Origin of the sequence: Zavarzinia sp. (genome assembly GCF_049306435.1) — a bacterium.
Lineage (GTDB): Bacteria > Pseudomonadota > Alphaproteobacteria > Zavarziniales > Zavarziniaceae > Zavarzinia.
Genome location: NZ_JBAQRT010000275.1, coordinates 1 through 15434, shown reverse-complemented (window position 1 = coordinate 15434; position 15434 = coordinate 1). Strand labels below are relative to the sequence as shown.

Below are 15434 nucleotides of genomic sequence, written 5' to 3'. Positions count from 1 at the left end.
CGGCCGCTGATCGTGGCGGGCGGCGGCGCCGTCGGCGGGGCCGCGCCTTTGCGCTGGATCGCCGAGCATCTGTCGGCCCCGGTGATCACCACGATCAACGCCAAGGGCCTGCTGCCGCCCGATCACGACCTGCTGGCGGGCGAGAATCTGGCGGCGGAGCCCTTGCGCGCGGAACTGGCCAAGGCGGACGTGGTCCTTGCCGTCGGCACCGAATTCGGCGAGACGGAAATGTACCCCGGCCCGGTCGAGCTGGTGATCCCGGGCAAGCTGATCCGCATCGACCTCGACCCCGAGCAGTTGATGCGCGGCCCCCGGGCCGACCTGCCCATCCTCGGCGATGCCGATCTGTCCTTGCGCGATATCGCGGTCCACCTCGAACACACGATCCCCAAGCTGGGCGGCGATATCCGCGCGAAGGCGCTGCGGAAGGCGATGGCGGCGCAGCTGCCGGATTACGCGAGGCGTCACATCCCGGTGATGGCCGCGATCGACAAGGCCCTGCCCGACGCCATCGTGGTCGGCGATTCCGCCGAACCGGTCTATGCCGCCAACCAGTTCTTCCACCCGCGGGGCTTGCGGCGCTTCTTCAACGCATCGACCGGCTACGGCACCCTCGGCTATGGCCTGCCGGCGGGGATCGGCGCCAGGCTCGGCCGGCCGGACCTGCCCGTGGTGGTCCTCGCCGGGGACGGCGGCGTGCTCTTCACCATCGCGGAACTGGCGGCCGCGGTCGAGGCCAGGGTGCCAGTGATTGTCGTCCTGTGGAATAATGGCGGTTACGGCGAGATCCGCAATTACATGACCGGGCGGGGCATCACGCCGATCGCCGTCGATCTCGTGGTACCGGACCTCGTCGCCGTCGCGAAGGGTTTCGGCTGCGCGGCCGAGCGGATCGCCGACCTCGACCATTTCGCCGCCGCCCTTGCCGCCGCCAAGACCCGGGACGTGCCGACGGTGCTTGAACTCGTCGCCGGCCATACCGACATCGGGGGCTGAAGGAGACGCCGATGAGCGAGAAAGTGAAGAAGACCGAGGCGGAATGGCGGGCGCAGCTTAACCCGCTGCAATATGCCGTCACCCGCCAGAAGGCGACGGAGCGGCCCCATACCGGTATCTATGATCAGGAATGGCGCCCCGGCACCTATCGCTGCATCGGCTGCGGCCAGGAGTTGTTCGAGTCGGACGCCAAATTCGACGCCGGCTGCGGCTGGCCCAGCTTCATGGCCCCGGTGAGCCGCGAGGCGGTCGCGACCGAGGTCGATAGCAGCCACGGCATGACCCGGGTCGAGGTTCTGTGTTCACGCTGCGATGCCCATCTTGGCCATGTCTTCCCGGACGGGCCGGGGCCGACCGGGCTTCGCTTCTGCATCAACTCGGCGTCCCTCGATCTCGATCCGGAAAAAGCCTGAGGGCGAAAGCCCGGCTCTGCTTGCGGATATCGGGCGCGGCTGTGATTTCCCACAGCGCGCTCTTGCACGGCGGGCCGAGGGCGAAGAGCCGCCGGCTGGCCGTGCCATCGGCCGCGATCAGGCCGAAATCCTCGTCGACGTCGAAACCGAGGCCAAGACTGTCCGGCCGGGCGAGGCCCCGGTCCAGCAGGTGGCGCACCAGGGGCGCGGTGATGCGCCGGTAATCGACCGAGACCCCGGTGCAATTGACGACGAAACCCGCCGTCAGCCGCTCCGCCGCGCCGCCACCCTTGGGGCCGAGGGTGATGGCGAAGCCTTCGGGCGCCGCCGCCCAGCCCCGGATACGGCCGGCCCTCACGACGAACTGGCCGGCATCGCGCAAGGCAAAAATTCCCTCCGCCACCTGGGGCGCCATGCGGTGACGATGGATTTCCCACCATGGCCGCAGATGGCGCAGGAAACGTCGGCGCTCCGCCAGCGGCAGCGCCCGCCACAGGTCCTGCGTCGCCGGGCGCAGGGCATCGACCACGCTGCGCCAGCCGATCCCCTCGGCCGCCGCCTTGCGTACCTCGGCCCGAACCCGCCGCAGATAGGCGAGCGGCCGGGGGTCATCGCCCGGGACAAGAAAGGGCTTCCACGGCCGCGTCTGCTCATGAACGGAAGGCAGCAGGCCCCGGCGCGACAGGGCGGTGATACGGCCGCGATGGCCGCGCCGGCCGAGAAGGGTGACGACATCGACCGCGGTGAGGCCCGTGCCGAGGATGACCACATCGTCGTCGGGGCCGATGCGACCCAATTCGCCATCGTCCCAGGGATCGCCGATCAGGCGGCGGGGATCGATCGCCGCGAGGCCTTCGGGATAGGGCCATTGCGGCGGGTTGTTGCCGGTGGCGACCACGGCGAGGTCGACGCGACATCGGCCGCCGTCGGAGAATTGCAGATCGACACCCTCGTCCGCCTCGTCGACGCCATTCACCGAACGGGCGATACGCTCGACCGTGACTTCCGGTGACGCCTGGGTCTCGGCCGCCGCCAGGGTCTCCGCCAGATAGCGGCCATAGAGCCCGCGCGGCATGAAGGCATGGCCCGAAGGCGGCACCAAAGGCCCCGGCAGGTCGCCGGCCCAGAGCCAACGCAGGAAATGCGACGGGTCATCCTCGAAAGCGCTCATGTTCGCCGCCCGCACATTCAGCAGGTGGTCGGCATGGGCGGTGGAATAGGCGAGCCCCGGCCCGAACACGCCCGAGCGCTCGAACAGCAGGATGCTCGAGCCCGCCGGCAGGCGCCGCAGCAATTCGAGGGCGGTCTGCGTCCCCGTGAACCCCGCCCCGATGATCGCCAGCCGCATGGTCATGCCTCCGAAAGGTATTAAACAATAATATATGGTAATTTTTTTCTTTTAACATAATCGTTGCAGCACCCGGCGGCGTCAAGGCATCCCGGGGCTAACCGACTGTTAAGCCGCGAGGGCCATCCTGTTCCAAAGACAAGGGAGGAGCGCGGTCCACCATGGGCACGCCACCACCACTGCCGCCCGAGGCGGAGAAGATCGACCGCCGCCGACAGGAAATGGCGGCCGCGCTCTCGGCCGTCGTCCGTCATGTCCGCGACGGCATCGTCATCATCGACGAGGCTGATCACATCGCCTCGATCAATCCCCATCTGGCCGGGCGTGCGGCGCTCGATGTCGCCGCCCTGATCGGCCGGCCGGCCAGCGATCTTCTGGGCTGGAGCGAGCTTGAGGCGACAACGACGGAGCCCCTGCCGGCCCGGATCGACCTGATCACCGAAAGCGGCCGCTTGCCCTGCGAGGCCCGGATCCTGCCGATTTCGCGTAACGAGCGCGATATCCTGCGCATCGTCATCCTGCATCTGCCGGAAGCCGGCGCCGCATCCGGTCTTGGGGATTTCGAACGCCGGGTGCTGGCCGCCCTGGGCCGCAATCTGGACAAGACCCCGCCGGAAGGGGTTTCCGGCCAGATCGAGGTGATCGTGGTCGATGCCGTGAAGCAGCGTCTGGGCCCGCGCTGGCGCGTGGTGGCGGAAAGGGTGATGACCACGGCCGCGACCATGATCAGCCAGCGTCTCGACCCCGGCGAGACCTACGCCCGTATCGCCGACACCAGTTTCGTCGTCGCCTTCAAGACCACCAGCATCGAGGAGGCGGCGGGCCGCGCCCGCGCCATCGCCGCCGATATCCTGCACCATCTGCTGGGCGACGCCGAGGCGGCGGGCATCGCCGTGCTCGGCTCCGCCGACCCCTTGCCCGAAGCGGCCCCGGCCGAGACCGGATCGCCGCCGGTGCCCGCCGGTATTCTGGAGGCGCGCATCGCCGCCGGCCGCGACCAGTATCAGCAGCGCATCGCCGCCTCGATCGCCCGCCTGCTGCGCGAGGCGCGGCTGGAGACCAGACCGATCCTCCGCCGGGGCGGTCAGGATTCGGGCCTCGTCCTGTCCGAGCCGGATGTACCGACCCGCGAGGGTCTGGCCATGCTTCGTCAGGCCGGCGTCTTTCCCCGCACCCATCCTGAAACCGGCCTGCTGCCCTTCGCCCTCACCATCGATCGCCTCTACCGCATGATCGACGGTCCCGGCGCGCAGATCCCGGTCCATGTCGTGCCCGTGCCGCTGATCCTGCTGGACGACCGCCAGGGTCTGGAGCAATTCCTCGCCCTTGCCCGCCCCCTGCCCGAGGCCCTGCGCCGTTGCCTCATCCTGATGATCTCGGATATCGGCCGCGAGTCCGCCCGCCCCCGCCTGACCGATCTCGCCCGGCGGATCGCCCCCTTCTGCCGCCGGGTCGGCCTGGCCATCGACGGGCTGGAGGATGGCGCCATCGCCTATGATGATATCCGCCCCACGGGCCTGCGGATCGCTTGGACCCCCGCCCTCGCCACGATCGTGGCGCGGGAGCCGGAACGCCTGCGCCGGCTGGTCGAAAAGGCCCATCGGCACCATTGCCTGATCCTGGCGCAAGGGTCCATGACCCCTGAAGAGCGCAGCTTCCTCGAAGATCGGATGACCATCGATCTGACCGTCGACTGAAGCCCCCCCTTCGATCGGAAATTCGGATCGATGATCCGATAATTCAAGCGATCTGATATGATCCGGCGATTGCTTTCGCACGGGATTCGGTAGAGATTGGAATCGTTCTAATAAAGGACGGCCGCATGTCGATCTCTCCACCAAGCCCGACCGCGACCGGCGCCCCTGGCGCCTCGGTCGCCGACCATCGACATCCCCTGTCCGAGGATGCCCGAATCCCCGTACCGCTTCAGATCGATCGACGGAACCAACAGGAGTGAATGCTATGAGCGAAGCCAAATGCCCGGTGATGCATGGCGCAATCACCGCCACCGGCATGTCGGTCATGGATTGGTGGCCGAAGGCCCTGAACCTCGACATTCTTCATCAGCATGACGCGAAGACTAACCCGCTGGGGCCGGACTTCGACTACCGCGAGGCGCTGAAGTCGCTCGACTTCGCGGCCCTGAAGCACGACCTGCGCGCCCTGATGACCGACAGCCAGCCCTGGTGGCCGGCGGACTGGGGCCACTACGGCGGCCTGATGATCCGCCTGAGCTGGCACGCCGCCGGGACCTATCGCATCGCCGACGGGCGCGGCGGCGCGGGCACCGGCAACCAGCGTTTCGCCCCGCTGAATTCCTGGCCGGACAATGTGAGCCTGGACAAGGCGCGCCGCCTGCTGTGGCCGATCAAGAAGAAATACGGCAACAAGCTGAGCTGGGCCGATCTGATCGCCCTCGCCGGCACCATCGCCTATGAATCCATGGGGCTGAAGACTTTCGGTTTCGGCTTCGGGCGCGAGGATATCTGGCACCCGGAAAAGGATGTCTACTGGGGCTCGGAGAAGGAATGGCTGGCGCCGAGCGACAGCCGCTACGGCGATCTCGACAGCCCCGAGACCATGGAAAACCCGCTGGCCGCCGTGCAGATGGGCCTCATCTACGTCAATCCGGAAGGCGTGAACGGCAAGCCCGACCCGCTGAAGACCGCCGCCCAGGTGCGCGAGACCTTCGCCCGCATGGCGATGAACGACGAGGAAACCGTCGCCCTGACCGCGGGTGGCCATACCGTCGGCAAGACCCACGGCAATGGCGACGCCGCCCTGCTGGGGCCGGCGCCCGAAGCGGCCGATGTCGAGATGCAGGGCCTCGGCTGGGCCAACCCGAACCAGACGGGCCATGGCCGCTACGCCGTGACCAGCGGCCTCGAGGGCGCCTGGACCACCCATCCGACCCAATGGGACAACGGCTTCTTCGAGATGCTGTTCAACCATGAATGGGAATTGCGCAAGAGCCCGGCCGGCGCCTGGCAGTGGGAGCCGGTCGCCATCAGGGACGAAGACAAGCCGGTCGATGTCGAGGACCCCTCGATCCGCCACAATCCGATGATGACCGACGCCGACATGGCGATGAAGGTCGATCCGATCTACCGGGAAATCTCGCTGCGCTTCATGAAGGACCCCGCCTATTTCTCGGACGTCTTCGCCCGCGCCTGGTTCAAGCTGACCCACCGCGACATGGGCCCGAAGGCGCGCTACGTCGGCCCCGACGTCCCGGCCGAGGATCTGATCTGGCAGGACCCGGTGCCTGCCGGCAGCACGTCCTATGACGTCGCCGCCGTGAAGGCGAAGATCGCGGCGAGCGGCCTGTCCGTCGCCGACATGGTCGCCACCGCCTGGGACAGCGCCCGCACCTTCCGGGGCTCGGACAAGCGGGGCGGCGCCAATGGCGCGCGCATCCGCCTCGCCCCCCAAAAGGACTGGGAAGGCAACGAGCCCGCCCGCCTCGCCAGGGTCCTGGCCGTGCTCGGCCCGATCGCGGCGGCGAGCGGCGCCAGCATCGCCGACGTCATCGTCCTCGCCGGCACTGTCGGCATCGAGCAGGCGGCCAAGGCCGCGGGCTTCGACATCGCCGTGCCCTTCACCCCGGGCCGGGGCGACGCGACCGAGGCGCAGACCGACGCCGCCTCCTTCGAGGTGCTGGAGCCGATCCACGACGGCTACCGCAACTGGCTGAAGAAGGACTATGTCGTCAGCGCCGAGGAATTGCTGCTCGACCGTACCCAGTTGATGGGCCTGACCGCCCCCGAGATGACGGTGCTGGTCGGCGGCCTGCGGGTTCTCGGCGCCAACCACGGCGGCACGAAGCACGGCGTGCTGACCGACCGGGTGGGCGCGCTGACCAACGACTTCTTCGTCAATCTGACCGACATGGCCAACAGCTGGAAGCCGGCGGGCAAGGGTCTCTACGAGATCCGCGACCGGGCGACCGGGGCGGTGAAGTGGACGGCGACGCGGGTCGATCTCGTCTTCGGCTCGAACGCGGTCCTGCGCGCCTATGCCGAAGTCTACGCCCAGGACGACAGCAAGGAGAAGTTCGTGAAGGACTTCGTCGCCGCCTGGACCAAGGTGATGAACGCGGACCTTTTCGCGTAATCGCCGACATTCCGGCCCCCGTGGTTTCGGCCGCGGGGGCTGACCTCGCTCAGAGGAGGTTGGAAGCCCCGGCCTCCACCACCTCGACCCCATCGCCGAGGCGGAGCACGCCAGCGCCATCCGGGATCGCGTTCTGGCCGAAGATGATGCCGCCCCTGGCCGCCCGGTGAATGCGACCGAGGGCGCGCAGCGGCTCGTTCGCCTCGCTCCGCTCGCCGCTGTCGGGATCGCGGGTGGTGATGACGCAGCGGCTGCAGGGCTTGACCACGCGGAAGTCCGTCCCGGCGATGCGGATCACGCGCCACTGGTCCTCGGCCCAGGGCGCCGCCCCCTCGATCACGATGTTGGGGCGGAAGCGGCGCATGTCCATGGGCGCCGGCACCTCGGCATTGAGGGCAGCGAGGGATTCGGTCGTCGTGATCAGCACCGGGAAACCATCGGCGAAGCTGGCATGGTCGCCCGCCGCGCCATAGGCGGGATCGACCGGCCGGGCCGCGACATCGTCGAGATAGACGAGCTGGACCGGCATCCCCAGCAGCCGGGTGAGGAAGGCGCCCGCCGCCGGCATGGCGACCGCCGCTTCTACCTCGTCGCCCCACACCGTGACCTTCATGCGGGGCGCCCCGGCGCCCGGCGTCGGCACGAAGATCTCGCCCAATTGCTGGTGGCGCAGCAGGATGCCATCCAACCGGCTGCCCACGTCGACCATCATCATCACCGGATGCTGGCGGATGGTCTGGAACACGCCATCGCCATCGACCACCATCCAGCGCCGGTCCCCGGCGAGGCCCAAGGGATCGACGGCGCTTTCGGTCAGGGCCGTGCCCTTCAGGCTCTTGACCGGATAGTGATAGAGACCGACGACCTTCATGACCTGCCCTTTCCCCGCGACCGCGCCCCCTTGATGCGCGTTCGCGGGGCGAATGGCAATACGCGGGATCAGCGCCCTGCCATCAGGTCCGGCTGGGACTTCAGCAATTCCTTCACCGTGAGGCTTATGCCCTCGGTGAGCGATATCTTCGGCTCCCAGCCGAGGTCGCGCCGCGCCTTGGCGATGTTGAAATAATGATGGGTGACCATGTAACGGACCGAGAAACGGGTGAGGCCGTTCTCGGCGTTCAGCGTGCCGCCCTTCAGCGTGTCGATCGCCTCGGCGATGGCGGCGACGGCGTAAGCCAGCCAATAGGGCACCTTGCCCCGGATCGGCGGATATTTCAGCTCGAGGATCAGTTTCTCGATGAAGTCGAAGAAGGCGATCGGCTCGCCATTGGTGATGAAATAGGCCTGGCCCGAGAGGCGGGAGCCCGGCCCCAGCTTCTCCTCGGCGGCGACGACGGCATCGACCAGGTTGGAGATATAGGTGAAGTCCGACAGCTTGTCCCGGTTGCCCACGGCCCGGTTCAGCTTGCCGCGCCTCGCCTTGTCGAGGATCGCCGGGATGAAGCGGTTGTCGCCCGCGCCGAAGATCACATGGGGCCGGATCGCGCAGGTCTCGCAGCCGCCGGTGCCGGAAAAGGCCAGGACCTTCTTTTCGGCCGCGATCTTGCTGTCGGCATAGGGCGCCTGGGAGATCGAGGAATAGGGCAGCGTCTCGTCGCCATTCTCGATATCGGCGCCCTCGTAGACCGCGCTGGCCGACGAGATATAGACGAGGCGGGGAATGCGATGCGTGGCGCAGGCCTCGAGGATGTTCTCGGTCCCCGACAGGTTGACGGCCCAGACGTCCTCCACCCGATTGTGCTTGGTATGGACGAGGGAGGCGTTGTGGATCACCGCATCCGCCCCGGCGAGGGCCGCCGAGACCGCCGCCTTGTCGCGGATGTCGAGGCGGGTGAAGTTCACATCCCCGCGGAACGGGCGGTCGTTCATGTCGGCGCAGATGACCTCGTGGCCGAGGTCGGCGAAGCGATCGACGAGGGCCCTTCCGACGAAGCCCTGCCCCCCGGTGATGACGATTTTCTTCCTCATGGTTCTGTCGCCCTTACTTGTCGGTGCCGAAGGCCTGGTCCCAGAAGGGAAAGATCGAGGCATAGTTGTAATTCATGCGGTTATGATGGATGTCGTGCTTCGCCGCCCAGAAGTTGAACAGGCGGAAGGCGGGATGCGGGATCACCAGGTTGGAATGGACCAGCACGTTGATCCCGGCGTGAACGAAGAACACGATCAGGAAGGAGGTCGCCGAAATCGGCCCGAGCAGGACGACGGCGAGCAGCAAAAGGCCGAGGCCGGCGAAATTCTCGGCCGGGTGGAGATAGATGCTTTCGGGCGCGGTCGGGAAACGCACCATGTGATGCGTGCGGTGCACATAGTGCAGCACCAGCTTGTGATGCATGATCCGGTGCAGGAAATAATACATGAAGTCATAGAGGAGGAGGACGCCCAGCGTCTCGCCGATGAAAGCAGCCGGGCCGGGCAGACCCTTGTAGAGATAGGCATCGCCGAGGAGCCAGAAGAAGGCCCCGAAGATGCAGAGGGAGAACAGCCCGTTCAGGGTGATGTTCAGCCATTTCCGCAAGGGCGGGATCTGATAGGTCTTGGGCGTGCGGATGCGGTATTTGGCGAGGCTGCTCTTTTCCGCGGCCCAGCCGAGGCCGTGCATGAGCGCGCCGTTGAAGGCAAGCATGGCGCCCCAGACGATGAAGAATGTCGTGTCCATGGCTCAGGGCCTCGCGAACAGGGAAAGACGGATCAGGGCGAGAAGGGACTTCAGGCGCCGCCCGCCGCCCCGGCCGAACATCAGGCCGATGGAGGCACGGGCCTTCTCGTAGTCGCCGGGGGCGACGGGATAGAGTTTCGGCGGCACGTTGAAACCGAAACGATCGCTCAGCACCGCCTTGGCGTTGGTGTAGGCGCGCAGGCCGTCCCGCCCGTTCATGCGGCCGAAGCCGGAATATTTGACGCCGCCGAAGGGCAAGTCCTGGGCGAGGTAGCACAGACCGAAATCATTGATGCAGGTCGCGCCGGCGTCGAGCGCGGCGGCGATCCGCTCGGCCCGCGCCCGGTCCTTGCTGAAGACCGAGGAATGCAGGCCGAAATCCGTGCCGTTGGCGACGCGGATCGCCTCGGCGTCGTCCTTCACCCGCATGATCAGGGCGACCGGGCCGAAGACTTCTTCCCGCGCGATGCGCATCTCCGGGGTTACATCGACAAGCACCGTGGGCGGATAGAAATTGCCCGTCGCCGGATCGGGCATCCGCCCGCCGACGAGGGCGCGGGCGCCCTTCGCCAGGGCATCCGACACCAGTTCGTCGATCACCCGCAGCTGCTGCATCGTGTTGATCGCGCCGACGTCGAGCCGGCCCGGCCCCGTGGGCACGCCCTGACGCAGCGCCGCCGCGCGCTTGCCGAATTCGGCGAGGAAACGGTCGTAGATACCGTCCATCACCAGCAGCCGCTCCGAGGCGATGCAGTTCTGGCCGAGGTTGATGAAGCAGCCACCCAGCGCCGAATGCACCGCCTGATCGAGATCGGCGTCGTCGCAGACGATCATCGGGTCCTTGCCGCCCAATTCCATCACCGTGGGCGTCAGATGTTCCGCGCTGCCCTCGATGATGCGCCTGCCGTTGCCGACCGAGCCGATGAAGAGGATCTTCTGCACCCGCGCACGGACGAGGGCGGCGCCGGTCTCGCCGAAACCGTTCAGGATGCGCACCGTGTCGGCGGAGAAGCCTTCGCGGCGCAAGGCCTCGTCGATGATCGACTGGAACAGGGCGGTCGACCAGGCGACCGCTTCCGAGGCCTTGAGGACGACGGCATTTCCCGCCATCAAGGGCGCGACGAGGGAGCCGAAGATGTTCTGGAACGGGTAATTCCACGGCACGATGCAGGCGATGACGCCGAGCGGGCGATATTCGATCCGCGCCTTCTTGTGCATCAGGAGTCCGGAGGAGACCCTTTCCGGCCGCAGGTGCTTCTCGCCGTTCTTGATCATCCAGCGGATCTTGTTGAGGACCGGCATGACCTCGCCGAGCAGGGCATTCTCGTGGGTCTTGCCGCTGTCCTCCGCGACGGCGGCGCAGATCTCGTCCGCCCGCTCGATGATGATATCGGTCAGATGGCCGAGCACGGCGCGGCGCTGGCGGAAACTGCTGCGGCCCCAGGCCAGCTGCGCCGCCCGCGCCCGCTCGACGACGGCGCGCACCTCATCGGGGCCGGCCACCGCCACCTCGCCGAGGCTGGCGCCGGTCGCCGGGTTGATGCAATGAATCACCTGCGGCGAGGAGCGCGGCCCCACGTTCGCGGGCTGGACGAATGGGGTTACGCTCATGCCATGTCTCCTGACAGGATGAAGTCCGCGACGCGCTGGCCGATCATCATGCTGGGCGCGTTGAGGGCGGAAACCGGGATCTCGGGCATCACCGAGGCATCGGCGACACGGATATTGGCGAAACCCTTCAGCCGCAATTTCGTGTCCACCGGGCTGTCCGCGTCGTCGCCCATGCGGCAGGTGCCGCAGAAGTGGAAGGTGGTCATGGTGGCGCCCGCCAGCCATCTCCACAGCCGGGCGCCATTGACGGGCCTCGCCCCCGCCGACAGGGGCTTCGCGCCCGCCCGGGCCAGCGGACCCCGGGCGGCGATGTCGCGCGCCTTCACGATGCCGGCCTCGATCGTCGCGCGGTCGGCGGCACTGGCGTAATAGCCGAGATCGACGATCGCCGGTGCATCGGGATCGGCGGAGGCGAGGCGAAGGCTGCCGCGCGAGGTCGGCTTGCCCAGGATGACGACGATGCCGAAGATACTGTCGACGAAACGGCGTAAAGCCGGCAGGCGGAACGCCAGCTCGATGGCGCCCCGCAAGAAACGGCGCAGCACGGCGATATCATGCAGCCGGCCCGGCAGGGCCAGCACCGGCACCATCCGCCGCATGGATTCCTTCAGCGAGGCCGGCGCGGCATAGCAGACGAAACAAGTGTCGGGCGCCCCGCCCCTCGGCTCGTCCGGCTCGCGGGCGGCGACATCGAAGCCATAGACCTGCGGATAGTGGAAGTCGATCGGCGCCTTGGCGGTATAGAACAGGCAGACATTGGGGTGATCCTGCAGGTTCCGCCCGATGCCCGGCATATCCTTCACCACGGCGATACCGTGCCGCGCCAGTTCCGCCGCCGGGCCGACGCCCGACAGCATGAGGAGACGCGGCGTCTCCAGCGCGCCGGCCGCCAGCACCAGTTCGCCCGTGACACCGGCACGCTCGATCCGGCCCTCGATCCTGTAATCGACCGCGACCGCCCGCGCCCCCTCGAAGACGATGCGGCGAAGCGAGGCGCCGGTCCGGACCGTGAGGCCGGCGGGCGGGTCGTCATGCACGAAGGCGCGATAGGAGGAGCGGCGCTGGTCGTCCGCGTAATTCATGTCGTTGGCACCGACGACGCCGGACAGATCGCCGTCGTTCATGCCGTCTTTCCGCGCGAAACCCGCCTCGACCGCGGCGGCGAGGAAACATTCGGCGAAGGGCGTGGGCGGGCGCGGGCGAATCCCGAGGCGGCTTTCCACAGCCTGAAAGGCGGGCACGATGTCATCCCAGCGCCAGCCCGCCGGCCAGGCGTCGAAATCGCGCCGGTCACCCCGCGTATAAACCATGCCGTTGACCGAGCCGGAGCCGCCCAGGCCCCGTCCGGTGCCGATATAGATCGCGCGGCCGCCGCAATCCGCCTGCGGCGCCGACATGCGGTGCCACATCAGGGCATCGTTGGAGAAAGCATCCTTGAAGCCGTCGGCGGACAGGGTTTCGGGATGATCCACCGCCGGGCCGCCCGCTTCGAGCAGCAGCACCCGCGCCTTGCCCGCCAGGCGGGCGGCGGCGACGCAGCCGGCCGATCCGCCCCCGACGACGATATGATCGAATGCCTCCATGCCCTGTCCGGCCTCCCCCGGCGCCGCTCCGGACGCCCTTGTAATTAGCCTTGCAGTTTAAGTAATTGCAATTACTATCTTCGCAAGGTTGATTTTTCGGCGGGAGCCTGCAGCATCCCCCCAACGGCGCCCCCGAGCGCCGGCCACGAACAAAGGTCATCCGCCGTCATGAGCGCAAAACCACTAGCGACCGAAGCCCGCCCGCCCCGCAACGGCGCGGCCCAGGCCCTGAAGGCGGCGAAACAGGCGCTGTCGCGCGACCACATCCTCGACGTCGCGGAAAAGGTCTTCGCCGAACATGGCTTCGCCGGCACGCGGATGCAGGATATCGCGCGGGAGGCCGGCATTTCGCTGGCGACGCTCTACCAGTTCCACCCGGGCAAGCAGGAGCTGCACCACGCGGTGCTGGTCACCCGCGACCGGGAAATGCTCGATGCCGTCATGGCGCGGCTGCAATCGGTCTCGCTGGCACAGGCGCCGCTGACCGGCCTTCTGTGGATGATGAAGGTGAATGTCGCCTTCCTGCTGAACCACCCGGATTACCTGCGCCTGATCCTGCAGGAGGGCTATATGTGGTATCACGCCGCCGCCCAGCCCTCCCGCGATGAACAGGCCCTGTGGGAGTTGGGCGCCGGGCTGATCGAGCAGGCGCTGGATTTCGGCGTCCGCGCCGGCCAGCTGGTCGAAGGCAAGGGCCGCGATCAGGCGCGAATGTTGATGGCGCTGCAACAGACAAGGCTGGCCAATTGGGTCGCGGGCGGCATGGCCGAGGATCACGCCATTGTGATCGCCCGGGTCCAGACCGATTTCCTGCGCCTCTTCGCCCTGCCGCGCGTCGCCGTCGAGATGGTAACGCCGGACGGCACGGCCTTGACGTCGGCGGTACAGGCGCAGCTTGCCGCGCTGGACACGGCGACGCGATAGAACAACGAACAACAGGGGGGATCATGGGGGTGTCGGATTTTCCGGCGGGCGCCGTGCTCGTCTTCGGCGGCAGCGGGGGTATCGGCCGCGAGGTCGCGCGGGGTTTCGCCGCCGCGGGCTGCGACGTCGCAGTCAGCTACCGGCGGAAGGCCGATGTCGCGCGGGAACTCGTCGATGACTTCACCGCGCTCGGCCGCAAGGCCAGTCACCACGCCGTCGACCTGACCGACGCGGCGAGCGTGAAAGCCGCCTTCGCCGAGACCATTGCCGTCCACGACCGCATCCATACCGTCGTCTTCGCCGCCGGGCCGGTGGTGGAGCAGGTGGCGATCGCCGATACGTCCCCCGCGCTGTGGCGCCAGTCGATCGAGACCGAGACCATCGGTTTCTTCAACTGCGTCTCGGCCGCCGTGCCGCATATGCGGGCGATGGGCGGCGGCTCCTTCGTCCATCTCGGCTCGGCCGGGCATTTGCGCTGGCCGAAAAAGGACGGATTGTCGGTCGCGCCCAAGGCGGCGAACGAAGCCCTGATCAAGGGCATCGCGCGGGAGGAGGGCGTCCACGGCATCCGCGCCAATTCCGTCCTCGTCGGCGTGATCGAGGCTGGCATGTTCCTCGAATTGAAGGCGCGCGGCGTCTTCGACGAGCGCTGGATCAAGGAGACCCTGCGCATGATCGCGATCAAGCGCCTCGGCACCGGCGAGGATATCGGCAATGCCGCCGTCTTCCTGGCCTCGGCCAAGGCATCCTATATCACCGGGCAGCAGATCAACGTCTCGGGCGGCTTCGGTCTTTAGACGCGGCGTCACTCCGCCACGGCCGCCCGGCGGGGCTCCGCCGCCTTCTCCGCGACATGGGCGGCGGTGCGCCGGCCGGTCCAGACGCAGTCGCCCAGCGACAGGCCGCTGACATAATAATTGGACGGCAGGCCCCGGGCCGCCCGCCCGATGGCATAGAGACCGGGCACCACGCCGCCCTCGGCCCGCAGCACCGCCCCCGTCGCCTCCTCGACCGCGAGGCCGCCGAGGGTGAGCACCGGCAGCGGAAAGGCCCGGTTGGTCGCCGATATGTCGAGGGCGTGGAACGGCCCCGTGGCAATGACGCCGCGCATCTCGTCCGACTTGCCGACGGGATCGGGCTGGCCGTCGCGCGCGGCGGCGTTATTGGCCGCGACCTCGCCCACGAGGATCGCCGGCGCCATGCCCAGTTTCGCCGCCAGCGCCTCGAACGTCGGGGCGGATTTCGCCCCCAGCATCAGGAAGCGGGCCGGCACCGACTGGAAGCCCCACATGGCCCCTTGCGCGATCTCCGCCTTCGCCTCGCGCAGCAGCGCGTCGTCGAGGATGACGTAACCGCGCCCGCCCGCCTTGCGGAACATCGCATCGCCCAGGCGGGCGCCATATTGTTCCTCGTTGGTCAGGCGCTGGCCATCGGGGCCGACCACGATGCCCTTGGCGAAGGCATGGGGCGGATTGATGAAACGCCAGGCCGAGATGCGATTGGCCTTGTCCAGCCGCCCGCCGAGGCCAAGGCCAAGGCGAATGCCGCTGCCGTCGCAGCCCGAGGAGCCGAGGGGAAAACCCCGCATGAATTCGGGCGCGTGGCGCGCCACCATCGCCCGGTTCTTGATGAAACCGCCGGTCGCCAGCACGACGCCGTGGCGGGCCCGGACCCGCAGCGGCCTGGCGAAGACCGCTTCGATCAGGGCCGCCAGCCGCACCAGCACGCTGGAGATGCCGGCGGCCTGCAGGGCAATGATGCGCGCCGGCCGCTCCAGCGCGCGGTGCAGC

At 67.8% G+C, this 15434-nt stretch carries 13 protein-coding genes; 6 read left to right on the top strand and 7 right to left on the bottom strand.

Going from position 1 to position 15434, the window contains the following annotated elements; translation table 11 throughout:
• Together WAZ62_RS15525 and msrB are read left to right on the top strand one after the other, a co-directional pair.
• On the top strand, positions 1 to 996 hold a 996-nt coding region (locus WAZ62_RS15525; protein WP_422644442.1), incomplete at its 5' end, for a thiamine pyrophosphate-dependent enzyme.
• 11 nt (positions 997 to 1007) lie between these two features.
• Positions 1008 to 1409, top strand: a complete 402-nt coding sequence (msrB, locus tag WAZ62_RS15520) for a peptide-methionine (R)-S-oxide reductase MsrB (RefSeq protein ID WP_422644441.1) — start codon at positions 1008 to 1010, stop codon at positions 1407 to 1409.
• Here the strand turns inward: msrB and WAZ62_RS15515 are convergent.
• Positions 1369 to 2763 (bottom strand): FAD/NAD(P)-binding protein, encoded by a 1395-nt coding sequence (locus WAZ62_RS15515; protein WP_422644440.1) that lies wholly within the window; start codon positions 2761 to 2763, stop codon positions 1369 to 1371. The two genes, msrB and WAZ62_RS15515, sit on opposite strands and share 41 nt — an antisense overlap.
• A 155-nt stretch (positions 2764 to 2918) precedes the next feature.
• Here WAZ62_RS15515 and WAZ62_RS15510 point away from each other — a divergent pair, with 155 nt between their 5' ends.
• Positions 2919 to 4454, top strand: a complete 1536-nt coding sequence (locus WAZ62_RS15510) for a hypothetical protein (protein WP_422644439.1) — start codon at positions 2919 to 2921, stop codon at positions 4452 to 4454.
• A 265-nt stretch (positions 4455 to 4719) separates the two neighbouring features.
• A complete protein-coding gene (gene katG, locus WAZ62_RS15505; protein ID WP_422644438.1) occupies positions 4720 to 6870 on the top strand; it encodes a catalase/peroxidase HPI in 2151 nt (716 codons plus the stop codon).
• Positions 6871 to 6919: 49 nt separating this feature from the next.
• Here the strand turns inward: katG and WAZ62_RS15500 are convergent, their stop codons facing one another.
• The 5 genes from WAZ62_RS15500 to WAZ62_RS15480 all read right to left on the bottom strand — a co-directional run bounded on the left by WAZ62_RS15500 (position 6920) and on the right by WAZ62_RS15480 (position 12720).
• Entirely contained in the window at positions 6920 to 7741 is an 822-nt protein-coding gene (locus WAZ62_RS15500; RefSeq protein ID WP_422644437.1) for an MOSC domain-containing protein, read from the bottom strand.
• Between the two features lie 68 nt (positions 7742 to 7809).
• The gene (locus WAZ62_RS15495) at positions 7810 to 8838 is read right to left on the bottom strand and encodes an SDR family NAD(P)-dependent oxidoreductase (RefSeq protein ID WP_422644436.1); all 1029 of its coding nucleotides are present in this window, start codon (positions 8836 to 8838) and stop codon (positions 7810 to 7812) included.
• A gap of 13 nt (positions 8839 to 8851) precedes the next feature.
• Positions 8852 to 9526, bottom strand: a complete 675-nt coding sequence (locus WAZ62_RS15490) for a sterol desaturase family protein (protein WP_422644435.1) — start codon at positions 9524 to 9526, stop codon at positions 8852 to 8854.
• 3 nt (positions 9527 to 9529) lie between these two features.
• Positions 9530 to 11137 (bottom strand): aldehyde dehydrogenase family protein, encoded by a 1608-nt coding sequence (locus WAZ62_RS15485; protein ID WP_422644434.1) that lies wholly within the window; start codon positions 11135 to 11137, stop codon positions 9530 to 9532.
• Complete coding sequence (locus WAZ62_RS15480; protein ID WP_422644433.1) at positions 11134 to 12720, bottom strand: GMC family oxidoreductase; 1587 nt, start codon at positions 12718 to 12720, stop codon at positions 11134 to 11136. The genes WAZ62_RS15485 and WAZ62_RS15480 overlap by 4 nt, the downstream gene beginning before the upstream one ends.
• A gap of 168 nt (positions 12721 to 12888) precedes the next feature.
• On the opposite strand from WAZ62_RS15480, the gene WAZ62_RS15475 reads away from it, so the two are divergent.
• Together WAZ62_RS15475 and WAZ62_RS15470 are read left to right on the top strand one after the other, a co-directional pair.
• Positions 12889 to 13644, top strand: a complete 756-nt coding sequence (locus tag WAZ62_RS15475; protein WP_422644432.1) for a TetR/AcrR family transcriptional regulator — start codon at positions 12889 to 12891, stop codon at positions 13642 to 13644.
• A gap of 23 nt (positions 13645 to 13667) precedes the next feature.
• On the top strand, positions 13668 to 14441 hold the full coding sequence (locus WAZ62_RS15470; protein ID WP_422644431.1) for an SDR family NAD(P)-dependent oxidoreductase: 774 nt from the start codon (positions 13668 to 13670) through the stop codon (positions 14439 to 14441).
• Positions 14442 to 14449: 8 nt separating this feature from the next.
• Here the strand turns inward: WAZ62_RS15470 and WAZ62_RS15465 are convergent.
• Positions 14450 to 15434, bottom strand: a 985-nt coding sequence (locus WAZ62_RS15465; protein WP_422644430.1) for an FAD-binding protein, incomplete at its 5' end; no start/stop codon positions are given.